At 66.7% G+C, this 24,506-nt stretch carries 20 protein-coding genes; 17 read left to right on the plus strand and 3 right to left on the minus strand.

Annotated elements, in window-relative coordinates; translation table 11 throughout:
• The first annotated feature begins 166 nt into the window (after positions 1-166).
• The 15 genes from N911_RS17050 to N911_RS18515 all read left to right on the plus strand — a co-directional run bounded on the left by N911_RS17050 (position 167) and on the right by N911_RS18515 (position 18,247).
• The gene (locus N911_RS17050) at positions 167-1,870 is read left to right on the plus strand and encodes a TIGR03790 family protein (protein ID WP_081859246.1); all 1,704 of its coding nucleotides are present in this window, start codon (positions 167-169) and stop codon (positions 1,868-1,870) included.
• On the plus strand, positions 1,867-3,438 hold the full coding sequence (locus N911_RS0113020) for a lipopolysaccharide biosynthesis protein (protein WP_029897869.1): 1,572 nt from the start codon (positions 1,867-1,869) through the stop codon (positions 3,436-3,438). The genes N911_RS17050 and N911_RS0113020 overlap by 4 nt, the downstream gene beginning before the upstream one ends.
• Entirely contained in the window at positions 3,435-4,727 is a 1,293-nt protein-coding gene (locus N911_RS0113025) for an O-antigen ligase family protein (protein ID WP_029897871.1), read from the plus strand. Before N911_RS0113020 ends, N911_RS0113025 begins: the two co-directional genes overlap by 4 nt.
• A complete protein-coding gene (locus tag N911_RS0113030; RefSeq protein WP_029897873.1) occupies positions 4,715-6,484 on the plus strand; it encodes a carboxypeptidase-like regulatory domain-containing protein in 1,770 nt (589 codons plus the stop codon). The genes N911_RS0113025 and N911_RS0113030 overlap by 13 nt, the downstream gene beginning before the upstream one ends.
• On the plus strand, positions 6,481-7,668 hold the full coding sequence (locus tag N911_RS0113035; protein ID WP_029897874.1) for a glycosyltransferase family 4 protein: 1,188 nt from the start codon (positions 6,481-6,483) through the stop codon (positions 7,666-7,668). Before N911_RS0113030 ends, N911_RS0113035 begins: the two co-directional genes overlap by 4 nt.
• Positions 7,665-8,663 (plus strand): glycosyltransferase family 2 protein, encoded by a 999-nt coding sequence (locus N911_RS17665; protein ID WP_051694391.1) that lies wholly within the window; start codon positions 7,665-7,667, stop codon positions 8,661-8,663. The genes N911_RS0113035 and N911_RS17665 overlap by 4 nt, the downstream gene beginning before the upstream one ends.
• Positions 8,660-9,496 carry an exosortase A gene (xrtA, locus tag N911_RS0113045; protein ID WP_029897879.1) on the plus strand — a complete coding sequence of 279 codons (837 nt, stop codon included), beginning with the start codon at positions 8,660-8,662 and terminating at the stop codon, positions 9,494-9,496. The genes N911_RS17665 and xrtA overlap by 4 nt, the downstream gene beginning before the upstream one ends.
• Positions 9,493-10,434, plus strand: a complete 942-nt coding sequence (locus tag N911_RS0113050) for a sulfotransferase family protein (protein ID WP_029897881.1) — start codon at positions 9,493-9,495, stop codon at positions 10,432-10,434. Before xrtA ends, N911_RS0113050 begins: the two co-directional genes overlap by 4 nt.
• Positions 10,434-11,063, plus strand: a complete 630-nt coding sequence (locus N911_RS0113055) for an exosortase C-terminal domain/associated protein EpsI (RefSeq protein ID WP_035105689.1) — start codon at positions 10,434-10,436, stop codon at positions 11,061-11,063. Before N911_RS0113050 ends, N911_RS0113055 begins: the two co-directional genes overlap by 1 nt.
• 2 nt (positions 11,064-11,065) lie before the next feature.
• Positions 11,066-13,189, plus strand: coding sequence for an XrtA/PEP-CTERM system histidine kinase PrsK (gene prsK / locus N911_RS0113060; RefSeq protein ID WP_081859248.1), 2,124 nt, complete (start codon positions 11,066-11,068; stop codon positions 13,187-13,189).
• Positions 13,189-14,088 carry a glycosyltransferase family 2 protein gene (locus N911_RS17670; RefSeq protein WP_029897887.1) on the plus strand — a complete coding sequence of 300 codons (900 nt, stop codon included), beginning with the start codon at positions 13,189-13,191 and terminating at the stop codon, positions 14,086-14,088. The genes prsK and N911_RS17670 overlap by 1 nt, the downstream gene beginning before the upstream one ends.
• A complete protein-coding gene (gene prsR / locus N911_RS0113070; protein WP_029897889.1) occupies positions 14,085-15,467 on the plus strand; it encodes a PEP-CTERM-box response regulator transcription factor in 1,383 nt (460 codons plus the stop codon). The genes N911_RS17670 and prsR overlap by 4 nt, the downstream gene beginning before the upstream one ends.
• A gap of 13 nt (positions 15,468-15,480) precedes the next feature.
• Positions 15,481-16,581: a glycosyltransferase family 4 protein gene (locus N911_RS17675; RefSeq protein ID WP_081859249.1), complete on the plus strand. Its 1,101-nt coding sequence runs from the start codon at positions 15,481-15,483 to the stop codon at positions 16,579-16,581.
• Between the two features lie 102 nt (positions 16,582-16,683).
• Positions 16,684-17,382 carry a class I SAM-dependent methyltransferase gene (locus N911_RS0113080; RefSeq protein WP_051694396.1) on the plus strand — a complete coding sequence of 233 codons (699 nt, stop codon included), beginning with the start codon at positions 16,684-16,686 and terminating at the stop codon, positions 17,380-17,382.
• 157 nt (positions 17,383-17,539) lie between these two features.
• Positions 17,540-18,247, plus strand: coding sequence for a PEP-CTERM sorting domain-containing protein (locus N911_RS18515; protein ID WP_029897895.1), 708 nt, complete (start codon positions 17,540-17,542; stop codon positions 18,245-18,247).
• Positions 18,248-18,531: 284 nt separating this feature from the next.
• On the opposite strand, the gene N911_RS0113090 is transcribed toward N911_RS18515, so the two are convergent.
• Positions 18,532-19,038: a PilZ domain-containing protein gene (locus N911_RS0113090; protein ID WP_029897897.1), complete on the minus strand. Its 507-nt coding sequence runs from the start codon at positions 19,036-19,038 to the stop codon at positions 18,532-18,534.
• Positions 19,039-19,487: 449 nt separating this feature from the next.
• Here N911_RS0113090 and N911_RS0113095 point away from each other — a divergent pair, with 449 nt between their 5' ends.
• Positions 19,488-20,933 (plus strand): sigma-54-dependent transcriptional regulator, encoded by a 1,446-nt coding sequence (locus N911_RS0113095; RefSeq protein WP_035105536.1) that lies wholly within the window; start codon positions 19,488-19,490, stop codon positions 20,931-20,933.
• On the opposite strand, the gene N911_RS0113100 is transcribed toward N911_RS0113095, so the two are convergent.
• The gene (locus N911_RS0113100) at positions 20,911-21,432 is read right to left on the minus strand and encodes a PilZ domain-containing protein (protein ID WP_029897902.1); all 522 of its coding nucleotides are present in this window, start codon (positions 21,430-21,432) and stop codon (positions 20,911-20,913) included. The two genes, N911_RS0113095 and N911_RS0113100, sit on opposite strands and share 23 nt — an antisense overlap.
• Positions 21,433-21,581: 149 nt before the next feature.
• Between N911_RS0113100 and N911_RS17680 the strand changes: the two genes are divergently transcribed.
• Positions 21,582-22,988, plus strand: coding sequence for a GGDEF domain-containing protein (locus N911_RS17680; protein ID WP_051694401.1), 1,407 nt, complete (start codon positions 21,582-21,584; stop codon positions 22,986-22,988).
• Positions 22,989-23,010: 22 nt separating this feature from the next.
• On the opposite strand, the gene N911_RS0113115 is transcribed toward N911_RS17680, so the two are convergent.
• Positions 23,011-24,492, minus strand: coding sequence for an HD domain-containing phosphohydrolase (locus N911_RS0113115; RefSeq protein ID WP_029897907.1), 1,482 nt, complete (start codon positions 24,490-24,492; stop codon positions 23,011-23,013).
• Positions 24,493-24,506 lie beyond the last annotated feature (14 nt).

A 24,506-nucleotide genomic window follows, 5' to 3' on the forward strand; every position in this document is an offset into this window, starting at 1 on the left:
GGCGGACAACTCGCAGCGATTTTCTTTACACCCATTGTCCTGGAATCATTAAGTTGTTTGTGGCCGGTTTCTTGGCACGCATTTCGCTCTCCCCTTGTTTCGAAACGGGGGATTCGAGCGGCGCGGCAGGGGCCGGCCGTGGAACGAGCAACGATGTGGAGGGGCAATGGCACCTATTCCCGCGATGCGGGCCGTCTGGTTCGCACTCGTCCTGAGTATCTGCATGGCCGGGGCGGCCCACGCCCAGGGCATATTCGAGCAGGGCGGCACCCTGCACCAGGACTCCTCCGCCCTGCTGCGCTGGAAGCTCAAGCCCGGCGTGGCCGAGCGGCTGAACCTGGAGATGATCCGCATCTACCGGGTGCGCACCGGCGACGAGCTGGGATTCGGCAAGAAGTCCCTGGAGCAGGTGGCCGAGCGGGACGTCGACGGCGAGTACACGGTGGAGCGGCTTGAGAACGGCCAGCAGTACGCTTTCATCCTCCGCGCGGTGGACGCCTCCGGCACGGAGCACGGGCAGGCGCTGCTCATGGCCTACCCGGGCGAGGACGGCGAGGGCCCACCCCCGGCGGTGAAGAACCTCTACGCCGCGCCCGGGGCCGTCGGGGTGGGCGTTTTCTGGGATCGCCGCCGCGAAGTGGACATCAAGGGGTACGAGGTGGCCCGCAAGAGGCCGGGCGATCCCTCCTACCGCATCATCGCCCGCCTGCCCCGCGTCACCAAGGCCGGACAGTGGACCAGGGCGGCCACCGGCAAAATGGCCAACGCCCCCATGATCCGGCCCACCATGTACCTCGACACCAAGGCGGAAAAGGGCGGCGAGTATATTTACCGGGTGCAGGCCGTGGACCTCGACGGAAACCTGGGCGAACCAGCGGAGGTGCGGACCACCGGCAAGACCGCCCCCCGCTCTCCGCGTTTCGACGAGGTGCTCCTGCTGGTTCGCGCCCGCGACGGCTCCTCCCGCCATGTGGCCGAAGAGTACGCCCGGGCGCGCAACGTGCCCGAGTCCAACATCGTCGAATTCTACATCCCCGAGGACCGCTACGACTTCGGCTACGAACGCCACCTGGCCGAGCCGCTGCGCGAGCACCTGCTGGAGAACGGCCTGGCCGGGAAGATCCGGGTGCTGGTGCCCTGCTACCGCATGCCGCGCTCCACCGGGGCCAGGTCGGTGGACTCCATGCTCTCCGACCTTTTTGGCCGCTACACCTGGGGCCGGGTCATGGGCACTCCCAGCCCGCTTTTCCGCAGCGACAACCACTTCGACCCCGCCCTGGGCATGTACCTCGTCACCCGCCTGGACGGACCGGACGAGGAGACCGCACTGAGCCTGTTCGAAAAGGCCAGGATCGCGGAGCGCCGCGTCACACCCGCCAGCGGCGACGCCTATTTCGTGCAGGACGAAAAGGGCAGGCGCATGGCCAAAATCGTGGAGAAGTACGGCGTGGAGTCCGTGCTGCACGGCCGGCTGCACACCAGGGAAAACCAGGTGCCCGACGGCACCATGTGGCTGTTCGCCTGGGGGCACGACTACATCCGCCTGCGCGACACACCCTGGCCGGACGGCTCGGTGGCCGCCTTTCTCAAGTCCAACTCCTTCGGCACGCTGCGCAAGGAAAACGGCAGGCCCAGCTGGGTGCAGGGGCTTCTGCAGGAGGGCGTCACCGCCACCTTCGGTTCGGTGGTGGAGCCGTACGTGCAGGGCTTCACCCGGGGCGACATCTTCTTCGACCGCTTCCTCAGCGGCCGCTACTCCTTCGCCGAGGCGTACGGCATGGCCACCCCCACGGTGCGCTGGGCCATGAGCGCCGTGGGCGACCCGCTCTACAGGCTGGATAGCTGGCAAGCCGCCGGGGAGGCCAGGTGAACGGACTCTCCGTTCGGACCGTGGCCGGGAGGAACGCCGCCTGGAGCCTCCTGCGCTATGTGGTCAACTTCGGCGTGGTATTCGTCCTCACGCCGTTCATCATTGAAACGGTGGGGGACGCGCGCTACGGCCTCTGGGCCCTGGTTTTCGCCATCATCGGCTACGCCGGGTTCCTGGACCTGGGCGTGCAGCAGGCCACCATGAAGCTGGTGGCCCAGCACCGGGGGAAGGGGGAGAAGGACCGGCTCAACGCGGTGGCCTCCACGGCCATGGCCTTCTTCCTGCTCCTGGCCCTGGTGGCCGCCCTGGCCTGCTGGTTCGTCCTGCCCCACTGGATGCACCTCTTCGTGGACAACCCCGCGGACGTGCTGGAGTCGCAGCGGCTGCTCCACGTGGTGGGGCTGAACATGTTCTTCCTTTTCTGCGGCAACGTCCTCTCCGGCGTGGCCCTGGGGCTGCACCAGTACCACTACAAGGGCATGTTCGACAGCCTGACCGGGCTGGCCAGGCTGGGCCTGACCATCCTGGTTCTGCGCCAGGGGTTCGGGCTGGTGGGGCTGGCCTGGGTCAAGCTGGGACTGGATGCCGCCTCCATGCTCTTCATGGCCTGGGCCTGCCGCCGGGGGTTTCCCTCCCTGCGGCTGGCGCCGGGCCTGGTTGGGAAGGAGCCCATGCGGGAACTGCTGCGCTTCGGTACCAGCGTCTTCACCTCCTCCAGCGCGGTGCGCTTCAACCGCACCACCAACCCCATCATCGTCTCCTGGCTCCTGGGCACAGTGTACACGGCCTACTTCACGGTCTGCACCCGTCTGGTGGGGTACGCCAACGAGGTGCTCATGTCCCTGACCGCGGCCTTCATGCCCATCTTCAGCGAACTGGGCGCGCAGGGCAGGGACCGGGTGCGGGAGGTCTACCTGCGCTACACCCGCTACCTGGTGGGGCTGACTCTGCCCGCCTATCTGGCGGTGATGCTCTGCGGGCCGCACTTCGTGGCCCTGTGGATCAGCCCGGAGTACGCCCGGGAGTGCGCCTGGCCGCTGCGGATAATGGCCCTGGTGGCCCTCATCCGGGGGCTGCAGCCGCTGCAGGCGCGGGTGCTCATGGGATGGGGCGACGTGCGCTTCTATGCCCGCATGGTGGTCTGCTGCTCCCTTACAGCCACGGTCGTCGGGGCCGCCCTGGTGCCGGTGGCCGGGATAGCCGGGCCGCCCCTGGCCGGGCTGGCCGCCACGCTGGTGCAGCAAACCGTCTTCCTGCTGCACCTCTCCGACCGCATGGACTTTTCCAAGGCGCGGTTCGCGGCCTCGTGCCACCTGCGCCTGCTCGCGCCGGTGCTGGTATTCGCCGGACTGCTGGCGTGGATTCTGGGGCCGTTGGATGAAGCCAGCTATCCGCGCCTGCTTCTGGCCGCCGCCGCGGCGATCGCCGCCTATATTCCACTGGCCTTCATGGGGCTGCTGGATTCCGGCGAGAGGCGGGGCGTGCTGGCCAGGGTCCCGGGATTGGGCAAGAAACAACCCGGCGACGCGCCCGTCGCGCCGCTGGCCGAACCCGTGGAGCGGCCGTGAAGCACCTCATCTCCATCTACCTTTTCCTGCTGATCTTCAGGCCCTACGAGTACTGGCCGCAACTGGGCAGCCTGTACATCCAGAAGGTCTTCATGATCCTCCTGCTGATCTGCGCCTTCGTCTACCGCGACAAGCGGTTCCGCATGGACACGCTGCACCTGTGGCTGTTCGTCCTGGTGCTCAGCCTGCTCCTGTCCACGGCCACGGCCTGGGACGTGCCCCTGGCCTGGGAGATGACCGTCAAATACCTCAAGGTGATGGTTTTCTACCTGGTGCTGGTGATGACCGTGCACGGCCAGGAGAGGCTGGAGTACGTCGCCAAGGCCATGCTTGTCGTGACCATGATCTACGTGGGCAAGTCCGCCTGGGAGTTCTTCGTCCACGGCCGCTACGTGTGGCGCATGGGAATCGCCCGCATGATCGGCATCGACCAGACCTACGCCATGCCCAACGCCTTCGCGGCCACCATCTGCTACTCCCTGCCGCTGCTTTGGGCGGTGCTTGGCAAGGGGCTGACCAAGCGCTGGATGCGCTTGGCCATGCTGGGCTACGGCGTGCTGGCCCCCATCTGCATCGTCATGACCGGGTCGCGCAGCGGCATGGTCACGGCGCTGTTGTTCGTGGCCATGATCTCCTGGCGGGCCAAGCGCAAAATCGGCGTGGCCGTGCTCTCCGTGGCCATCCTGCTGGTTGGCTGGCAGTTCGTGCCGGAGATGCAGCAGCGCCGCTTCATGTCCATCTTCAATCCGGAAGTGGGGCCGGCCGCGGAGTGGGCCGAGCAGTCCGCCGAGGGCCGCCTCCAAGGGCTGCTGCACGGACTGGAGCTGTTCACCCAGCACCCGGTCTCCGGCGTCGGCCCCAACAACACGCGCCGTACCTGGTACGGCGGCGACGGCCCCCAGGCGCACAACCTGGTGGGGCAGGTCATCGGCGAGTTGGGAGGCGTCGGCTTCGTGGCCTTCTTCGGCTTCATCGCGGCCATTTTCCTGCGGCTGCGAGCCACGGTGCGCCTAGCGGACAAGAGGCTGGCCAAGGAGCCCGACCCCCCGCTGGAGCGCACGCTCGTCTTCAACCGCCGCCTTGCCCTGGCCGGGCAGATGATCATCGTGCTCATGCTCTTCAACGGCCTCTTTGGACACAACATGTTCCGCTACAACTGGCTGTTCGTGGCCTTCTTCGCCCTGGCCTCCTCCGAGGTGGTGCGCGGCGAGGCCTCCCAGGGGGCTGGAGAGCGGGAAAGTGAACGCTTTTGCGGCGAGGATATGGAGTACGCCAGATGCCGCGCCTGATCCCCCGCCTCCTGCTTCTCGCGGCGTTGCTTGTTTTCTTCCAGCCCGCCGGGCCGGCCATGGGCGCCAGCCTTCAGGACGTGCTCGCCCGCACCCCGGCCGGAGCACCCGTGGCCATGGGCCGCGCCGACATGGAGACCGGGGCCGGCCGGGCGGACGTCGCCCCGCGCCAGCGCAGCCGCAGAGTGGTGGTCAGCGGCCCGGCCGTGCTGAACCAGCGGCATACGGAATACGTTCTGGACCGTGACATCGAGACCGAGGGAACCGCATTCAGCATTAGGGCCAACCACGTCACCCTCAATCTCAACGGCCATACCGTGGTCTACAACCAAAGCGAGAAGGGCGAGGGGGTGAGCCTGGACAAGTGGTGGCTGGAGGACGTGCAGGTCATCAACGGCACCATCCGCCAGGGCCGGGCGCAAAGCCCCGGCTCGGAGCACGGCATGGGCTGCAATCCGATCTTTTCCCTCAGCGCCAAGAAGCTGCACCTGGGCGGTCTGCGCCTGGAGTGGTCCGCCCGGGACGTCATCGGGCTTTTCGTGCGGGGCAGCAAGGGCGTGGTGGTGGAGGCCTGCACCCTGGTGGACGGCGGCACGGAGGTCTCCAACCGTCATCAGGGGCTGGAGGCGCTCTACGTCAACGGCAACGACATCACCGTGGAGCGGGTCAAGGTGGTCAGCGCCCGGCAAAACGGCATCTCCATTTTCGAAGGGGTTGTGCGCGACTGCGACGTGAGCCTGGAGAGCGTGGTGACCAACTCCACCGGCGTGCGCGTGGGCAAGGGCGAAATCGTTGGCAACCGGATCGTGGGCCGGGGGGTTCACCCGGTGGGCTTCTGGCCCGCGCCCAGGGTCAGGGCCTACTCCAACTATGTGGAGGTCATGAACACGGCTTCGGGCTCGGAGTACGGCTCCACGGGCTCGGCGGGCATGCGCATCGCCTGGGGCAAGAGCGACGGCATTGAGATCTTTTGCAACACCTTCCTGGTGCGGGCGGAGAAGAACCGAATCGGCCCGGGCGAGGACAGCTGGGGGAGGGCGGTCAACGTGGGCGTGCCCAATCCCAAGCAGACGGCCAGCTTCCACCACAACATCATCGCCGCTGTAAACGGGGGCGACGGTGCCAAGGCCGCGGCCGTGGGCGTGGTGGCCAACAACAAGTCACCCGGCCTGGTTTTCGAGAAGAACATCATCGCCAGCAACTGGGGCGCTCTGCTGCTGGGCGACGACTACGGCCCCTGCGACGGTTTTCCGGTCTTCCGCGACAACACCATCGTCAAGCTGCCCGGCGGCGAGGACAACCACACCATCCGCAGCGCCTACCGCGACTACGCCTCCACCGCCCTGCTGGTGGACAACCGCTACGAGGGCGGGGCCGCGCCGGAGGACATCTGGTTCGAGCTGCCCAGCCCCATGGCCAAGGAACTGCGCTTCGCCCGCCAAGTGGAGGTGGTGGTCCGCGATGGCCAGGGACAACCTGTTCAGGGTGCGGAGGTGTCCGCCATGCTGCCCGGGACCGGCGTGCTGGACACGGCGGTCAGCGGGGCCGACGGCGGGGCCGGGCTGGCCCTGGTCCGGCGGCGGCTGGTGGGCGAGCGCGGGAACGCCTCCCTGTTGACCAAGGTGCTGGGCATCGGCGGGGGCGGCCTGGTGGAAAAACCGGTGGACGAGGTGGTCCTGCGGGTTTCCGGCGACGGCTACAGCGCGGAGAAGCGGGTACCCACTGACGTCACCGGACCCGTGGAGGTGCGGCCGTGACCGTTCCCGCCGACACCGGGCGCATCCGCCTGCTGGCCGTTGTCCGCTGGCCGGTGGGGGGCATCCGCACCTACATGCGCTACACCTACGGCGCGTTCCCCGGGGAGACGGAGTTGACCATTCTGGCCAACCGCACCCAGGAGGAGGACCTGCTGCGCCAGGACGCGGCCGAACTGGGGGCCAGGCTGGTGCCGGTGGAGGGCGGAACCCGCGAACTGGCCAAGGCGGCCTGGCGGGAACTGCGCGGCGGCGGGCACACCGTGGTGCAGAGCCACGGCTTCAACGCCGCGGCCGCTGTCTCCCTGGCCAACGCGTTCCGCCCCCGTCCCCACCTGCTGACGGTCCACGGCATCCTGGAGCAGCGCCTGCTGACGGGCTTTTCCGGCCGGCTGAAGCGGCTCGGACTGCGGCGGCTGGTGCGGCGGCTGGATGCGGTGCACGCCGTGGGGCGGGACATCATGGAGCATCTGCGCGAGGAGATTCCCGGCCTGGAGGAGTCCGGTGTGCGCTGCGAAATCATCCCCAACGGCGTGGACACCTCCCGTTTCCTGGGCTGCCGCGACACCGCACCCGGCTTGCGCGCGGAGCTGGGGCTGCGGCGGGACGAGTTCCTGTTCGGTTTTCTGGGGCGGCTCATGGAGCAGAAGGGCTTCGACCTTGTCATCCGGGCGGCCAAGGAGCTGGCCGGGGAAGGCCGCGCCTTCCGCGTGCTGGTGGCAGCCTCCGGCGACTATATCCGCGAGTACCGCCGCCTCATCACCGAGGCCGGACTGGCGGACCGCTTCGTCTTTCTGCCCTACCAGGACGACGTGCGGCGGGTGTTCGCCACGGTGGACGCGGTGCTCATGCCCTCCCGCTGGGAGGCCTGGGGGCTGCTCAAGGCCGAGGCCCTGAGCAGCGGGACGCCCCTGGTGGCCTCAACCTGCATGGGGCTGGCCGAGGACATCGAGGACAGCCCCACCCTTTTCGTGCGGCCCGGCGACGCGCCGGACCTGGCCCGGGCCATGCGCCTTGCCCTGGACGACCCGGACTTGGCGCGGCGGTTCGCGGAGTTCGCGCCGGAAGCGTCCAGGCGGTTTTCGGTCTGCAGGTCGGCGGAGCGCATGCGCTCCCTGCTGGGGGAGCTTCACCACAACGGGGCGGGCCGGGTGCCGGCCGGGCCCATGGGAGCGGTCGAGCCATGAGCGATTCCGGGGACGGCGCCGTGCAAGGCGTGTCCGTCATCATTCCCACCTACAACCGCGCCCGCTGCGTGCTGGACGCCATCCGCTCTGCCGTGGAGCAGGACCCGCCCCCGCTGGAGGTGGTGGTCATCGACGACGGCTCCACAGACAACTCCGGGGAGCTGATCCGCGACTTCGGCCATCCCCTGGTCCGGTACCAATGGCAGGAGAACAAGGGCCTCTCCGGGGCGCGCAACGCGGGCCTGCGGCTGGCCAGGGGCGACCTGTGCGCCCTGCTGGATTCGGATGACACCTGGCTGCCGGGCAAGCTGGCCGCCCAGGAACGGATCATGCGCGAGGACCCGGAATGCGCCCTGGTCTACACGGACATGGTGGAGACGCGCTTCGGCGAGCTGGCCCACCGCTCCGTGCTGCACGAGAAGGGCTACCAGCGCCTGGGCGAGGGGTATCTCTACGAGAACCTGCTGCATGAAAACTTCATCATACCCTCCACGGTCATGCTGCGCACGGAGGACGTGCGCCGCGTGGGCTATTTCGACGAACGGCTGCGCTCCTCCGAGGACCGCGACATGTGGCTGCGGCTGGCCGAGACGCGGAAGTTCCGCTTCGTGGACCAGCCGCTGTGCATGCGCAACATCGACTCCGACGCCCTGACCGGCGACCTGGACAAGTGGATCACCAACCAGCTGGCCATGTTCCGCGAGCACCTGCGGCTGCGGCGGGCCGAGCCATTGGGCGGCCCCTACGAGGGGCGCGGGGAGGCCATCGTCAAGCGGCTGGAGGAAAACGTCCACCTCGCCCTGACCACCCTGGGGCAGAACTGTTTCCGGAACTTCGACCTGCCCCGGGCGCGCCGCCTGCTGCGCGAGAGCCTTGGGCGCAGGTTGGACAGGCACAACCTCAAATACTACCTGGCTTCGCACGTCCCCGCTCCGGCCCTGCGCCGGTTGAAGCGGCTCAAGGACGCCCGCGCGGCCGGGAGGGAGCACGCATGACGCTGACGACCGCTCTCCGCCGAACCTGGCCGGGCTGGGTGGCCTTCTTCGCCGTTCTTTCACTGGTTTATTTCCCCGTGGTTCAGGGCATGGTCGAGGACTGGGCCACGGACGAGAACTACTCCCACGGCTTCCTGGTGCCGCTCATCGCGGGCTACCTGGTCTACCGCAAGCGGGACGAGCTGAACCAGACCCCGGTCGGCACCGCCCCCATCGGATTGGCCGTGGTGGCCGGAGGGGTGGGCATGCTGGTGCTTGGCTGGCTGGCCTCGGAGTACTTCACCATGCGCTCTTCCCTGGTGGTTGTCCTGGCCGGGGCCTCGCTCTTTCTGCTGGGACGACGGGTGACGGGCAAGCTGGCCGCGCCGCTGGCCTACCTGCTGCTCATGGTGCCCATCCCCTACGTGCTCTACAACGCGGCCGCCTTCCCCCTGAAGCTGTTCGTCACGGAAATCTCCGTGTTCACGCTCAAGACCATGGGCGTGGTGGTCTGGCAGGAGGGGAACATCCTCATGTTCCCCCACATCACCCTGGAGGTGGCCAACGCCTGCAGCGGGCTGCGGTCCATCATGTCCCTGCTGGCCATCGGCGTGGCCTACGCCCTCATTTTCCACCGCTCCAACATCCAGCGGGCGCTGCTCATCCTGTCAACCATCCCCCTGGCGGTCATCACCAACGCCCTGCGCGTGGTGGGCACGGGCATTCTGGCCAAGTACTTCGGCGAGGCCGCGGCCAAGGGCTTCTTCCACGAGTTCGCCGGACTGTTCGTTTTCATGACCGCCGTGGCGCTGTTCGTGGCCCTCGGCGTGGTACTCAAGAGGATTGGGATATGACCGCGCAGACCAAGCAGCCGCCGGTGTTCGTCGTCGGCGTCCACCGTTCGGGAACCACCCTGCTGAACCTCATGCTGGACAGCCACTCCCAGTTGTGGATTCCCTACGAGTCGCACTTCATCGTCAGGCTCCACCGCAAGTACGTGCTGAACGGGCAAGGGGATTTCGAGTCCCCCGTCTTCCGCCGGGCGCTGGTGGAGGAGATTCTGGGCGACCACTTCGTCAAGGACTGGGAGGTGGACGTGACGCCCGACGAGGTGGACGTCGACGCCTGCCGGGACCTGTCCTCGGCCATCGACGCGGTTTACTCCGCGCACGCCGCCAAGGCGGGCAAGACCCGCTGGGGGGACAAGACCCCCTCCTACGTCTACCATGCGGACCTGCTCAACGAGTTGTTCCCGGAATGCAAGTTCATCCACCTGGTGCGCGACGGCCGCGACGTGGCGCGTTCCGTGGTCCGGCGGCACTGGGGGCCGGATGATCTGGTCTCCGCCCTGCGGGAGTGGGCGCGCAAGGTGGAGGTCTGCGACAAGATGCTGCGCATGCTGCCGCCCGGGCGGCGGAGCACCCTGCGCTACGAGGACCTGGTGGAGAAGCCCGGGGACAGTCTGCGAGGTCTCTGCGAGTTCCTCGATCTGCCCTTCGAGGAGTCCATGCTCCAGTATCAGGGCAGGTCGGCGGAAAAGCTGGGCCAGCGGCGGTCCTCCACGTATCACTCGGGCCTCATGGGCGCGCCCAGCAAGGACTTCGTGCAGCAGTGGAAGCGGGAGATGAGCCCGGTGGATCAGTCCATCGCGCAGGAGGTTGCCGGGGAAATGCTGGACTACTTCGGTTATGAGCCGGGCAGGAGGAACCACCCCCTCAAGGCGTGGGGCAGGTTCCGGCACAAAATAGACGAACGGCGCAGTTGGAAGACGAGAAAGGGGAGGGCGCAGTGATGGTCTGGTGGCGTTTTCTGGCGGTTTCCCTGTTGGTGGCTTGCGCAGGTGCCTTCATGCATCTGCATGAGGACGTGGCCGTGCCTCTGGCCCGCCCCCTGGAGCAGTTCCCGGCCTCCCACGAGGGATGGCGCATGGTGGGGCAGTCCCAGCTCAGCTCGGGCGAAATCCAGGTGCTCAGGCCCACGGACTACCTCGCCCGGCGTTACCGCCACGAGGACGGGCACACCGTGGACCTGTTCATCGGCTACTTCTCCGGCTCGGAGGAGGCGGGGGGCATCCACTCCCCGCGCAATTGCATGCCCGGCAGCGGCTGGACGCAGTTGTCCTCAACCCCCACGTCACTGGACGTGGGCGGCGAACAGGTCAATCTGGTCAAGGCGGTCTACGGCATGGGCCAGACCAGGGACATGCTCCTGTACTGGTTCCAGATGCGCGATTTGACCCTCAACGACGAGTACTCGCTGAAGATCAGGGAGGTGCTCAACTCCGCGCTGCACCGCCGCCGCGACGAGAGCTTCGTGCGCATCTCCACCCCGGTCCGTGGAACGAAAGACGCGGCTTGGGAGGCCGGAACCCGTTTCGTGCGGGACTTCTATCCGGTCATCGACGGATTCCTGCCGGAGTAGCCATGCCTCGGAACCTGGCCTATCCCACCATTTCGGGCGCGGCCGTCATTCTGACCGTGGTCTTTTGCGTCTACCTGGTGGCCAGGACGGCGCGGGGACACGGAGGGGCGGCACACGCCGCCCTGGCCGCCGCCCTGGCCTGCACGGCCATGGTGGAGCTGTGCGACCTGCTGGCCCTGCTGGGGCCGGAGGGTGTCGGCCCCTGGCGCCAGGCGGCGGTGGTGGCCGAGGGGGCCATGTGTCCTGCCTGGCTGCTCTTCACCGTGCTTTTCGCCCGCCGCTACGAGGAGCGGTCCATGCCCTGGACCCAGCGGGGCATGGTCCTGGCGGGATGCCTGATGCCCCTGTTCGGGGCCTACCTGGCCGTCCGGGGCTACTACTACGCGCCCAACTTCGACTCCGAGCCCATCCTTTTCCTGCACGGCGGGGCCTTCTATTTCTACCTGGGGGTCGTGCTGTGCTCGGTGCTGGCCCTGTTCAACCTGGAGGGCACCCTGGCCGGGGCCACCCACCACCGCCGCTGGAAGATCAAGTTCGTCCTGCTTGGCGCGGTGGCCGTGCTGGGCACCCAGGTGCTGTACTACAGCCAGGGGCTGCTCAATCGCTCCCTGAACCTCGGCCTGGCCCCGGCCCGTTCCCTGGCCCTGCTCCTGGGCGTGGGGCTCATGTGGTACTCCCTGGCCCGCCGGGGCGGGGAGGTGAAGATCAGCTTTTCGCGGCGGCTGACCTATAAGTCGCTGGTGCTGGCGGCCGCGGGCATCTACCTGGTGGTGCTGGGGCTGGCGGGCGAGGGCGCGCGGCAGCTCGGCGAGTCTCTCAGCCCGGTGGTGCTCCTCTCCATTGGCATCGTGGCCGGGCTGGCCCTTCTGGTGGTCAGCCTCTCCGAAACGGTGCAGCGCAAGGTGAAGGTCTTTCTGCAGCGCCACTTCTACCAGGAAAAGTACGACTACCGGCAGCAGTGGATGCAGTTCACCAAGCGGCTGCACGCCGCCCGCACCGTCCACGAGTTGCATCAGACCGTTCTCGGTGCTTGGTGCGAGACCTTCGGGCTGGAGGGCGCGGCCATGTTCCTGCACCGGCAGGCTGACAACCGCTTCGCCTGCGTCTCGGCCCTGGAGATCCTGCAGCCCGAGGTCCGGTTCGCCCCGGACTCTCCGCTGGTGCGCGCGCTGCGGCGCACAGGCGGCACGGTGGACGTGCGCGGCGGACTGGCGGGCGAGGGCGGCGAGGCGGCCAGCTACCTGGAGGCCTCCGGGGCCACCTTCGCCGTGCCCCTGACCCGCGAGGGCGAGCTGGACGGCTTCGTGCTCATGGGGCCGACCATCAACAAGGCGGAGTCCTACGACCTGGAGGACTTCGAGCTGATGGACACCATGGCCGGGCACGTGGCCTCGGCACTTTTGAACATGCGGCTTTCCGACCAGCTGGCCAAGGCGCGGGAGATGGAGGTCATGGGCAAGGTCTCCACCTTCGTGGCCCACGACCTCAAGAACCTAGTCTACACGCTTTCCCTGGTGGTGGAGAACGCGGGCAAGTACATCGCCGACCCGGACTTCCAGAAGGACATGCTGGGCTCGTTGGACAGCACAGTGGGCAAGATGAAGGTCCTCATCTCCCGGCTGAAGGGGCTGCCCGAGCGCCACACCCTGAAGCGTGAGCCGGTTCGGCTTTTGACCGCCGCCCGAGAGGTGGCCGGGCTGGTGCCCGGCGAGCGGCTGCGGCTGAACGGCGACGACGTGTGCGCCGAGGTGGACCGCGAGGAGTTCTCCAAGGTCATCCTCAACCTCTGCCTCAACGCGGTGGAGGCCAGCACCGACGGCGGCGAGGTGCGGGTGGAAACCGGCAGCGACGGTGGGCCCTACCTGCGGGTGGAGGACTCCGGCCGGGGCATGGAGGAATCCTTTCTTTCCGAGGCCATTTTCCAGCCGTTCCAGACCACCAAGAAGGGAGGCATGGGCATCGGCCTGTACCAGTGCAAGCAGATCGTCGAGGCCCACGGCGGGTGCATCGAGGTCAGCAGCGCGCCGGGCGAGGGAACGGTATTCGTGGTGCGCCTGCCCGAGCACGCGCTCTGCCGGGGCGGCGACGAGGCTGAATCGCAAAGGTTTTCCCAAGGGAGCGCGTGATGGCTGACCTGGTTTCCGTTCTCATGGCCTGCTACAATGGCGAGAAGTATCTGGAGGAATCCATCCTGACCGTCCTGAACCAGACCTACCGTGATCTGGAGTTCTTCATCATGGACGACGGCTCGACCGACGGGTCGCGGGAGGTCATGGAGAAATACGCCGACAGGCTGACCGTTCTGGAGCACCCGGGAAGGGGCAACAGGGGCCAATACTACTCGCTGAACGAGGCCCTGCGCCACGCCCGGGGGAAATACGTGGCCTTCATCGACGCCGACGACCTCTGGGAGCCGGACAAGATCGAGAAGCAGGTGGCGCTGATGCGGCGGACGGGGCGGAAGTTCTGCTACACCGCGGTGAAGGGGTTCCACGGCGACGACATGGACAGGTGGTTCTCCTTCACGGACAAGGACGGTCCCCTGGCCACGGCGGAAGCCATCCTGCTGGACTGCGGCATCTGCCCGGCGGCCACCATGGTGGAGCGGAGCGCCCTGGAGGACGTGGGCGGGTTCGCCGAGGACGTGATGCCCGGGGACCACGACTTCTTCCTGCGGGTGCTGGAAAGGCACCCCGCCTGTTTCCTGCGGGAATACGCCACCTGGTACCGGTTCCATCCCGCACAGATCAGCGCCAAGCGGGTGCTCTGGGAGGACGGGTTCGCCGTTCTGCGCAGGGCGGCCGGGCGGTACCCCTACGGGCGGCGGCTGGTGCGCAAGCGCAAGGCCGTGCTGTACTACAGGCTGATGCGGCACGACCTGCGGGACAAAAAGCCCAGGTTTCTCTACTACGCCCTGCTTTCTTTTCTTTACGACACGAAACGGGCCGCCGGGCACGCGCTCGGCGCGCTCCGCAAACGGATGCGCGGGACGCCGCCCGGCGTCCGCCAGGGTGGTGCGGCATGAGCAGCCTACTGATCGTCGACGACAACAAGGACATCCTGACCCAGCTCAAGTGGGGGCTGGCCTCGGAGGGGTGGGACCTGCACTTCGCCCACGACGCGGACGAGGCCCTGCGGATGTATGACGAGGTGGCCCCCAAGGTGGTCACGCTGGACCTGGGCCTGCCTCCGGAGGAGGACAATTCCAGCGAGGGCTTCCGGTGCCTGGTGGAAATGCTCAAGTCCAACCACCCCGCCCGGGTCATCGTCATCACCGGCAACGACGAGCGCGAGAATGCGCTCAAGGCCGTGCAGACCGGGGCCTACGACTTCTTCCGCAAGCCCATCGACCTGGACGAGCTGCGGGTCATCATCCGCCGCGCCTTCCACCTCTGCGACATCGAAGCGGAACAGCCCGGGGAGGAGGCGGAGGAAAGCAACGGCGTGGCCGAGAGCCACGGCATCGTGGGCACCTGTCCGGCCATGCGCTCCATCCTGACCATGATCGACCGTGTTTCCTCGTCGGACGTGCCGATCCTCATCTCCGGCGAGTCCGGCACGGGCAAGGAGCTGGTGGCCAAGGCTGTGCACGAGAAGAGCCCCCGCAGGGGGGGGCCATTGGTCACGGTGAATTGCGGGGCCATCCCGGAGAACCTGCTGGAGTCGGAGTTCTTCGGCCACGAGAAGGGGGCCTTCACCGGAGCCAGCTCCCTGGTGCGGGGCAAGGTGGAGTACGCGGACAAGGGCACTCTCTTCCTGGACGAGATCGGCGAGCTGCCCATGAACCTGCAGGTCAAGATTCTGCGCTTCCTGCAGGAGATGGTCATCCAGCGGGTGGGCGGCCGCAAGGACATCGAGGTCAACGTGCGCATCATCGCGGCCACCAACGTCGATCTGCCCCAGGCCATCGAGGAGGGAGCCTTCCGCGAGGACCTCTACTACCGTCTCAGCGTGGTCAATCTGCACTTGCCGCCCCTGCGGGACAGGGGCGAGGACGTACGGCTCCTGGCGGAGCACTTCCTGCGGCGGCTCACCGGGGACATGCACCGGGAGATAACAGGCTTCACCCCGGAGGCGCTGGCCTACCTCACCTCCTATGACTGGCCCGGCAACATCCGCGAGCTGGAGAACAAGGTCCGCCGGGCCATCGTCCTGGCAGGCGGTTCCCGCATCACCCCGGAAGACCTGGGATTCGTGGGCCACGGCACGCGGGGCAACGGCGAGACCCCGCCCCTTTCCGGCACCCTGCGGGAGGCGAGGGCGGGGCTGGAGAAGAAGATGGTCAAGTCGGCCTTGACTCGCTGCCAGGGCAACATCCTCAAGGCTTCCGAAGAGCTGGGGATAAGCCGTCCCACCATGTACGACCTGCTGAAAAAGCACGGCATCGAGAACTGGGGCAAGTAGGCGCGTGCAAACCATGACCACGAACGCGACGCCGGACCGCGCCGGGGACCAGCCCATGCGCGTGGTGCAGAACCAGCGCGGCTTCACCACACCGCCCTACAGCCGGGTGGCCACCCCGCTGGCAGAGGCGGCCAACGGGAGATGGCTGCGGATGCTGCGCGTCAGCCCCCGCCTGCGTGGCCTGGCGGACGGCCTCGGCTTCTACGCCGTGTCCGGGGATTTCGACGCCGTGGTCACGGTGGGGCACCAGGCGGCCAACGTCTACTGCATGCTCCGCCGGACCTTCGGGGACCGGGGGGCGCTGCACGTGGCCAAGGAGTTCTACCTGGAAAAAGCCAGGCCCAACGGCGCGGCCGGGTGGGCCAAACACGCCCTCAAGCGGCTGCTGGGGCTTTTCTATCCCGGAGTCTTTTCCTCGGTGGACCTGCTGGTGGTCAACGCCAGCGAGGAGGCGGACCTGTACGCCGATCAGCTGGGCATCCCCAGGGAGCGGGTCGTCTTTCTGCCGTGGCCGAGCAATGTGGACCCCGTGGAGAGCCCCGTGCCCGGCAAGGGGTACGTGCTCGGCGTGGGCCGCAGCCATCGCGACTGGGAGACTTTCTTCAAGGCGGCCGCCGGGCTGGACGCCCGGGTGGAGGTGGTGGCCGGGGGCGAGGATTCGCGGGGGGTCGAACCGCCGGAGAACGTCCGCCTGCGGGTGGAGATCCCCCGGCCGGAGTACATGGAGTTGCTGGAGGGAGCTGACTGCGTGGTCATCCCCCTGAAAACCATGGGCCGCTCCACCGGCCAGGCCGCCTTCCTGGAGGCCCTGGCCCTGGGCAAGCCGCTGGTGGTCACGGACGCCGTGGGCTCCAGGGACTACATCCAGGACGGGGGCAACGGCCTGCTGGTCCCCCCCGAGGACCCGGAGGCCATGCGGCGGGCCGTGTCCCGTGTGCTGGCGGAGCCGAAGCTGCGCCGCGAACTGGGCGAGGGCGCCCTGGAGAGCGTGCGCACCCGGTTCAACAGGCGGGTCTACTCGCGCGCCTTCCACGATGCCGTGCTTGAGGCTGTCCGGCGGCGGCGGGCGGAGGGGCGCGGCCCCGTCCAGGCTGCCCGGCCATCCGGCTCCTGATTGTCCGGCCCGGCGCTGGCGATTCGATTTCCCCGCCGATGCCCCGCCCTCTCCCGGAGAGCAGCGGGGCGGCGCATTATCAAACGCGACCGGGAGGCCCGGGTGGACACCGAAGACGGGAAACGGCGGTTGCATCCGTCTGTATTCGATTCCGACTGGTATTTGCTGACGAGGCTCCGCCAGGCCATTGAAGGCATGGTCGGTGCGTTTCCAGAGGCCTCGCGGGTGCTGGACTACGGCTGCGGCGACCAGCCCTACCGCCCGCTGGTGGAGGGCGCGGGGCACTCCTACCTGGGCTGCGACCTGCCGGGCAATCCGCTGGCGGACATCTCCCTCGGCCCAGAGGGCGGAATCCAGGCCGGGGACGGGTCCTTCGACGCGCTGCTGTCCATCCAGGTCCTTGAACACGTGGAGGACGTGGGCGCGTACTTGTCCGAGGCCGGCCGCGTCTTGCGCAAGGACGGCCTCATGCTGCTCTCCACGCACGGGTGGTGGACGTACCACCCCTACCCGGAAGACTACTGGCGGTGGACGCGGGCTGGTCTGGAAAAGGTGCTCACGGACCACGGGTTCTCCATCGATCGGGAGGCTTCCGTCATGGGCATGTTGGCCTACAGCACCATGCTCCGGCTGCAATGCCTCAAGGGCGTCCTCACGGCGCCCCTGCCACGCAGGCTCGTCTTTTCCCCTCTGTCCCTGTATTCCCAGATGGCCATGCTCCTGGCGGACAGGGTCATCCCCGGTCATATCAAGCGGAACAACTCCGCCGTGTACCTCTTTTTGGTACGCAAGCCCTCCTGAGCGGGACGCCCCGGACAAGGAAGTCCGGCGAGAAAAGCGGAAAGCGTCCCAAAGTGTCTGTCCGGCTAGCCAGGACACAGGCGTTTCGCCCATCATTGCCTTTTCGGGTCCGTAAAAGGTGGAGAAGTGGTATGCGTCTTGCTTCTCCATATGCATTATGAAGAACATCATCCAGAGAATCCACAAGGCGTCGAACAGGCTGCTTCTCGTTCTCACTCTGGTGGGTTGCCTGGTGCTCCTGGCGGTCTTTGCCAGCGCCTTCTCGGGCGGTGCGTCACCGGCTGCCCTTCTGGGATTCGACTTCAAGGAACGGGTGGACAAGCGCGTTCAGTCGGCGCCCAAGCCCGCCGTCAAGGCAGGCGGGGTTCAACATGCCGAATTCCCCGGGGATTCCCTGGTGCAGAATTGGCGGCAAGGCCGGTTCCTGCCCGACGACGGCGTGTCCTACGCGGGCAGCATGGCTTCCTGGTTCGGCATGGGCTCGGCCAACGCCCACGGCTTCCGCCTGGGCGGCGGAGGCACCCCGCCTCAGCCGCGCCTCGGCTCCAACTCCCTGGCCAATGGTCCGCGCGCCGCGTCCTTCGGGCCGACCCTCAGCATGGCTGGCGGCGGGTTCTCCGGCGGCGGCTCCGGCGGCGGCTCCGGGGGCTCGGGCGGTGGCTCGGGGGACGGAGAAATCGGCGAGCTCGCCCTGATTCCGCAGGAGTTGCAGAACCCCGGCAAGAACCCCTTTGACTACCCCTGGTACGAACAGCCCCGGGATTATCCCGTGGCCGCGGCCCCGGAGCCCGGCACCGGCATCCTGCTCGGCGCGGCGGCGGTCGTCGGCTTGGCCGCCCTGCGGCGCAAGCGGAACAAAGCCTGACCCGCTCCTTGTGATCAGGCGGCCCAGGGCCGCTGGAAAAACGCAAGCCGAAAGGCTTGCGTTTTCTTTTTGCGTGTCCGGCGGATGCCGCGGTGACGAGGCGATGGAGGATGGGGCGGAGGAACGTGGAGGCGTGGTTGCGTCCGGTGTTCACGGAACCGCCACGCGGCCTTGGGGAGAGGCGCGATGGTTTTCCCGGACGGGGAAGAAGGAGTGGAAGATTTTACAGAAAAACGTGTCGGGGGATTTGACAGAATTCGGTCGGAATATCCGGGCCGGGCGGACTACATGAGGTAGCGCTGCATGACCAGATGGCTTTCGTTGAATGCCTGCATGAACTGGGCTCCGATATAGATCCGATGTTCGCTCAGCTCGCATCGGGCGCTCTGGCAGCGGAAGGCGAGCTGCTCGTCCTTGGAGGCCAGGGAGAAGAGGAGATCGAACTTGGTGCCTTCCTTTACTTCCTGGGGCTTTTCCGGAACCTGGTGGGGCGCTTCCAGGCTCAAGCAGACTCCGCCCAGGGAAATATCCTGGATTTGTGCGTATTTGTACTTGTAGACGTTCTTCTCCTCGCCCGGCAGGGAGATGATGGCCGGAATGCCCATCTTCTCCCGATGAAACTTCCGCTTCTCGTTGGACGCCAGCATGGTGGCCTGGGCCCTGTGGACGTACCTGCTGAGGATTCCCTCGGCCAGGTGCTCCGGGGACAGGCCTACGCTGGAGGAGATTGTCTTCAGCGCCTCGTAGATTTCCGGCTGGACGTAGACGATCCGGGGAGTTTCTTTTTTCATTGTGGCCATGGTCCTTTGGAGGTGTGTTTCCATGAAGGGTGCGATGAAAGAATGATGCCAAAAAATGAGGGGGTTTCGCGGCCATGCCGAAAGTGCAGCTCCTTCGTGAATTATTTCCCCGAACGCGGCCGGGGCGGGTGGTGTGTCCGGTTTTTTCCGTGCGGGGCGAAGAGGCGCAAGCTCCTGGTTTAGCATGCGAAGTCTCTCGCGGACTTTTTTTCTGAAAGCGTGTATGAGGGGAGGTTGGCACGACATCGGCATGGGGTGTCCGAGAAAGATGGATTGGTGGGGTGAAACCGGACCAAATTACATGATTACCCGCATTGGCAAGGACGCCCGATGTTGCCAAGGTGCATACTAGACTGGACTGGTTTTCATTTCGCCACAATTGCTGCGAAACCTGGGAGCCCTATCCCATAAAGGGGCGCTTTAGCGGGGGATTTTGGAACATGGGGTACATTCTTCTCGTAGACGACGACCAGACCTTCCTTGAATCGTTCGAAGCCTCCCTGCGGAGCCTTGGACACACCTGCGACCGGGCCACCAGCCTCAACGCGGCCTTGGCCATGGTGGCCAACAACGATTACGAGTTGGTTTTCCTGGACCTTTGCCTGCCCGACGGCAATGGGCTGGACATGATATCCACCATTTCCGGAGCCAAGTGCGGTCCGGCCCTGCTGGTCCTCACCGGTGTCAACGACACCGACGCGGTGGACAGGGCCCTCAAGGCCGGGGCATGGGACTACCTGCTGAAGCCGGTGCAGCTGGTGCAGCTCGGCCCGCTGGTGGAACGCACCATCCAGACCCACCGGGCCCAGGAGCGAAACAACTGCGACCCTGGATTCGATTCCTGCGGCATCATCGGCGAGAGCCCGCAGATCCGGCAGAGTCTTGAGCAGGTGGGCCTGGCGGGCAAGAGCGACGGCAACATCCTCATCACCGGCGAGACCGGCACGGGCAAGGAGCTGTTCGCCAAGGCGGTGCACCGCAACAGTCCCAGGCGCGACGGCCCCTTCATCGTGGTGGACTGCACCAACCTGCCGCCCACACTGGCCGAAAGCCTGCTCTTCGGGCACGAGAAGGGCTCCTTCACCGGTGCGCAGGACTCCAAGGAGGGCCTGTTCAAGCAGGCGGACGGCGGGACCATTTTCCTGGATGAGATCGGCGACCTGGGCTACGACCTGCAAAAGACGCTGTTGCGCGTGCTGCAGGAAAAGCGTTTCCGCCCGTTGAGCAGCAAGCGCGAGGTTTCCAGCGACTTCCGCCTCATCGCGGCCACCAACCGCGACCTTTTCGACATGGTGGAAAAGGGCGAGTTCCGCCACGACCTCTACTACCGCATCAAGACGGTGCATCTGGAGCTGACCCCCCTGCGCGACCGCAAGGAGGACATTGAGCCCATCGTCAAAGAGTATTTGAAGAAGATCTGCAATTCTCTGTCGCTGAAGCGCAAGCTCCCCACGGAGGCCTTCATCAACGCGCTGAAGAGTTACTCCTGGCCGGGCAACGTGCGGGAGCTGATCAACACCCTGTACTGCGCGGTGAACATGGCGGTCTACGAGAACGACCTCGAGCCGCACCACCTGCCCATCGAGCTTCGCTCCTTCCTGGCCAAGCAGCGGCTGGAGGGCAAGAAGGACAACGGCGGCCCGACCCTTTCCTCGGCCATCTCCTTCTACGAAAACGGACGGCTGCTTGAAATCCGCGACATCAGAAAGCGCACCATCGACGTCATGGAACGCAGCTATCTGGACAGCCTGGCCGAAGCCAGCGGGCGTTCAATTACCCGGGCCTGCAAGATCTCCGGCCTGTCCCGCGCCCGGCTCTATGAGTTGTTGCAAAAGCACGACGTGAAGCTGGCGGGCAAGGGGGCTATTCAGCCAGGAAACTCTTGAGCTTGGAGAGGATGTGCTGGCTGGGGGCGCTGACCTCCCCGGCCAGAAAGAGGGAGCCGTTGCTTCGCACCCGCCTGGGCGCGCAGTCCAGGTGAATGAAATCCCGCGAATCCGGCGAGGTGAATACCACCTCGAACTGTTCGGCCGCGGCGAATACCTGCCTGTCCTCCTCGTTTTCCAATTGCACCTGCAGGAGGACACCCCGCAGGGAGCAATCCCTCACGAAGGCCTTGGAGAAGGCCGTCCTGCCCCCGCTCACGGCGTTGACCACCGCCGGGTAGTCCACCCGCTTGCGCGGCGACCGCCGCCGCTCCTTGCCGCCGGACGAGTCGTCCGCATTTTCCCGACAGTTCTCGAAGCCGTCCACTATGGCCCGACGCGCGGCCTCCTCCTCGGAGACCCCGAGCTCGCTCGCCAACTCTCGCAGCTTCTCCCGTTCCCGGGGGCCAAGGAGGAGGGACAGGGGCTGGCCGGGGGACTCTGCGGGGTGATCATTCATGGTGTGCGGGTCTCTCGGGTTGCGGGTCCGTTGGTTTCATACTTGCAAGTCCGAAGTGCCATAAGCATGCCAAGACCGGGAGCGTGCAGGACGCGAACCAGGCGAGGCTTCCCCGGAACCGGGGCGACGCGGAAGAGGGGCGAACACGAATGTCGGAAAAGCGAAACGACGACAGGGCCGAACACGAGATCGACCTCGTCTTCAACAAGGTGATGGCCTGCGACGCCGGGGAGCGGAGCCGCTACCGCCTGGACACCATGCCCGGCACCCACGCGGGTGGGGTCGTCCAGAAAAGGTGGAGGGAGCAGGAAGTCCGTCCGGAGGAGATGGCCATCGAGGCATACGGCCGCATGACCCGGGAGGGCGCGGGGATGCTGGTGGTCGGGGACGGCGAACGCCTGCTCGGCTACCTGCAGCCGGACGACCTGGCCCGCTGGGTGGAGGTGGGCACCGACCTTTGGAAAACGCCGGTGCGTGAGATCATGAACGGCAACGTGGTCCGCGTGGCCCCCACCACGCAGCTCAGCCTCATCCTCTACAACATGTACGCCCAGGGGGCCTCGGTGGCCTCGGTGGAGCGGGACAACCGCTGTCTGGGCTTCATCCGCCGCGACGCCCTGGAGAAGTCCCTGCGACACCTGCTGGGCGGCGAGGACGTCCAGGCGCCTCGGGATTCCTGGGAGCTGCACCTGCTGGACGAACTGCTGGACGTGGGGGTCATCATCACCAACGAGCGCCGCGAGATCATGTACTTCAACAGCTGCCTTTCCCACCTCCTTTCCGGCAAGGGGACTCCCAGGATAGGAGACGACGTCATGGAGTACCTGCGCTCCGAACTCAACGAGGACGTCTTTCACCGGCTTTCCAGGCGGGAGCACGGCGTCGCCGGAGAGGAGCGCTTCGAGTGGCGGTTCGACGGGCGCATCCTCTCCTGCAAGGTACAGCGCTGCGCCGAGACGGCCGAGGCGTGCGGCTTCGCCGTGCTCCTGCGCGACGTGACCCGCGAGCGGTTGGAGATGGAGAAGGTCAAGAAACTCGCCCTGCGCGACCCCCTGACCCTGTTGGCCAACAAGACCCTCTTCCTGGAGCGGCTGGCCAACGAGATCAACCGGGCCAACCGCTACGGCGGCAGCCTGGCGGTCATCTTTCTGGACATCGACGACTTCAAGTATCTCAACGACACCCACGGCCACCTCATCGGCGACCGGGTGCTGCAGGCCATGGCCGCCCGCATGGCGGACACGGTGCGGGAGTCGGACACTGTGGCCCGTTTCGGCGGGGACGAGTTCGTCTTTCTGCTGCCCAACGTCAACAGCGACGAGAGCGCCAACCGCTTCATCAGGAAAATACAGGAGGAGATCCGGCGGCCGCTCAACGTGGACGGCCGGGTGTTCGACGTCTCCATCAGCGTGGGCTACGCCATCTACCCCTGGGACGGGACCACCGCAGAGTCCCTGCTCTCCCTGGCGGACAGGAGCATGTATGAGGCCAAGCGGAACCGCGCGGCCAAGAAGAGGATGCGGCGCGGCGGCGGACAGGGCCTGTCCGCCGAGTGAGCCCGGCGGCGGGCCGGGGCGGCTATTCAGCCATGGCCGCCTTGCGGGCTTCCTCGGAGAAGGAGGGGGAGGAGGCGATGTCCACCCAGGTGTGCACCATGCGTTCGTCCCACTGGCTGCCGGCCCCCCGGCGCAGCCGCTCCATGGCGTCGCGGTAGGTCATGCCCTGGCGGTAGGCGCGGTCGGAGGTCATGGCCTCGTGGCCGTCCACCACGGAGATGATGCGCGACAGGGGCGGGATGTCCCCCAGGGGCAGACCTTCGGGATAGCCCAGGCCGTCCGGCCGCTCGTGGTGGCAGTAGATGAGCGGCAGGACCTCCTCCAGAAAGATGACCCGCCTGACGATGTCCTTGCCCACCGAGGCGTGCCTCTTCATGACGGCGTATTCCTGGCTGGTCAGCGGACCGGGCTTGTTGAGGATGTGGTCGGGCACCCCGATCTTGCCGATGTCGTGCAGAAGCCCCGCGATGCGCAGCAGCTTCAGGTCCTTGGAGGCCAGCCCCATTTTGCGGCCAAGCATGACCGCGTAGCTGCTGACCCGCTCGGAGTGGCCGCTGGTGTAGTGGTCCTTGGCCTCCACCGCCCGCACGAAGGAGGTGATGACCCCCATGTTGATGCTGCGCATGCGGCTGTCCTTGAGGGCGTTGGCCAGCATGACCGTGGCGTGGGAGGCGAAGAAGGTGAGGTATTGCAGCTCTTTTTGGGTGTAGTCCGAGGCGCCGGGGTGGCGGAAGAGGGCCAGCGAGCCGATGCGGGTGTCGTCGTGGCGCATGGGCACCACCAGCAGCGAGACCTCGGGCACGTCCTGTGGCACCACGTTTCCGGCGCGCTTGGCGTTGGCCAGGGTGGCCGGGTCGAAGAGGCGGGGCTGATTGCGGTCCAAGAGGCGGCCGCCCACGGCCTTGCACCAGCGGGTCAGGGAGGGGTGCCAGGCATCGCCGCCCCAGACCGTGGGACCGGCCTCGCCGTTGACGTGGCCGTCCGGGAAGAAAGCCAGGCCGTGCGGAGCGAAGAAATCCCAGGTCTGCTGCAGAAATTCCTGCAGGAGGGTGGAGAAGTCCTTCTTGTCCTTGAGCGACTCGCTGAAGCCCAGCACATCCATGAAGGAGGTGGCCTCCTGCACGGAGGAGCGCAGGCGGCGCTCGCCCAGAGCCTTGTCCAGCCTCGCCGTGAGCTCGTCGATGTTGAAGGGCTTGAGCAGGTAGTCCACCGCGCCCAGTTGCAGGCACTCCACGGCGTTGTCCACCCCGCCGTAGCCGGTGAGGAAGATGACGTCCGCGTCGATGTTGCGGCGCTTCATTTCCTTGAGCAGGCTGACCCCGTCCATGCGCGGCATGCGCTTGTCCAGCAGGGCCAAGTCCACGGGGCGTCCGGAGGACAGGACCTCCAGCGCCTCCACGCCGTTGGCGGCGGTGAGGACGGTCCAGCCGCGCTCGGTGAGCGCCTCTCGGCAAATGTCGCGGAGTTCGGCTTCGTCGTCTACAAGAAGGATGCGGCCACTCATGCCCGGCTCCAGGT

The sequence above is a fragment of the Desulfohalovibrio reitneri genome (assembly GCF_000711295.1).
In the GTDB taxonomy this organism is placed as follows: domain Bacteria; phylum Desulfobacterota; class Desulfovibrionia; order Desulfovibrionales; family Desulfovibrionaceae; genus Desulfohalovibrio; species Desulfohalovibrio reitneri.

Excerpts from the sequence above, each read along its gene's own strand:
- N911_RS17050 (WP_081859246.1), top strand. The coding sequence starts at position 167 with ATGGCACCTATTCCCGCGATGCGGGCCGTCTGGTTCGCACTCGTCCTG.
- N911_RS0113030 (WP_029897873.1), top strand. The coding sequence starts at position 4,715 with ATGCCGCGCCTGATCCCCCGCCTCCTGCTTCTCGCGGCGTTGCTTGTT.
- N911_RS17665 (WP_051694391.1), top strand. The coding sequence starts at position 7,665 with ATGAGCGATTCCGGGGACGGCGCCGTGCAAGGCGTGTCCGTCATCATT.
- xrtA (WP_029897879.1), top strand. The coding sequence starts at position 8,660 with ATGACGCTGACGACCGCTCTCCGCCGAACCTGGCCGGGCTGGGTGGCC.
- N911_RS0113050 (WP_029897881.1), top strand. The coding sequence starts at position 9,493 with ATGACCGCGCAGACCAAGCAGCCGCCGGTGTTCGTCGTCGGCGTCCAC.
- N911_RS0113055 (WP_035105689.1), top strand. The coding sequence starts at position 10,434 with ATGGTCTGGTGGCGTTTTCTGGCGGTTTCCCTGTTGGTGGCTTGCGCA.
- prsK (WP_081859248.1), top strand. The coding sequence starts at position 11,066 with ATGCCTCGGAACCTGGCCTATCCCACCATTTCGGGCGCGGCCGTCATT.
- N911_RS17670 (WP_029897887.1), top strand. The coding sequence starts at position 13,189 with ATGGCTGACCTGGTTTCCGTTCTCATGGCCTGCTACAATGGCGAGAAG.
- prsR (WP_029897889.1), top strand. The coding sequence starts at position 14,085 with ATGAGCAGCCTACTGATCGTCGACGACAACAAGGACATCCTGACCCAG.
- N911_RS17675 (WP_081859249.1), top strand. The coding sequence starts at position 15,481 with ATGACCACGAACGCGACGCCGGACCGCGCCGGGGACCAGCCCATGCGC.
- N911_RS18515 (WP_029897895.1), top strand. The coding sequence starts at position 17,540 with ATGAAGAACATCATCCAGAGAATCCACAAGGCGTCGAACAGGCTGCTT.
- N911_RS0113090 (WP_029897897.1), bottom strand. The coding sequence starts at position 19,038 with ATGAAAAAAGAAACTCCCCGGATCGTCTACGTCCAGCCGGAAATCTAC.
- N911_RS0113095 (WP_035105536.1), top strand. The coding sequence starts at position 19,488 with ATGGGGTACATTCTTCTCGTAGACGACGACCAGACCTTCCTTGAATCG.
- N911_RS0113100 (WP_029897902.1), bottom strand. The coding sequence starts at position 21,432 with ATGAATGATCACCCCGCAGAGTCCCCCGGCCAGCCCCTGTCCCTCCTC.
- N911_RS17680 (WP_051694401.1), top strand. The coding sequence starts at position 21,582 with ATGTCGGAAAAGCGAAACGACGACAGGGCCGAACACGAGATCGACCTC.
- N911_RS0113115 (WP_029897907.1), bottom strand. The coding sequence starts at position 24,492 with ATGAGTGGCCGCATCCTTCTTGTAGACGACGAAGCCGAACTCCGCGAC.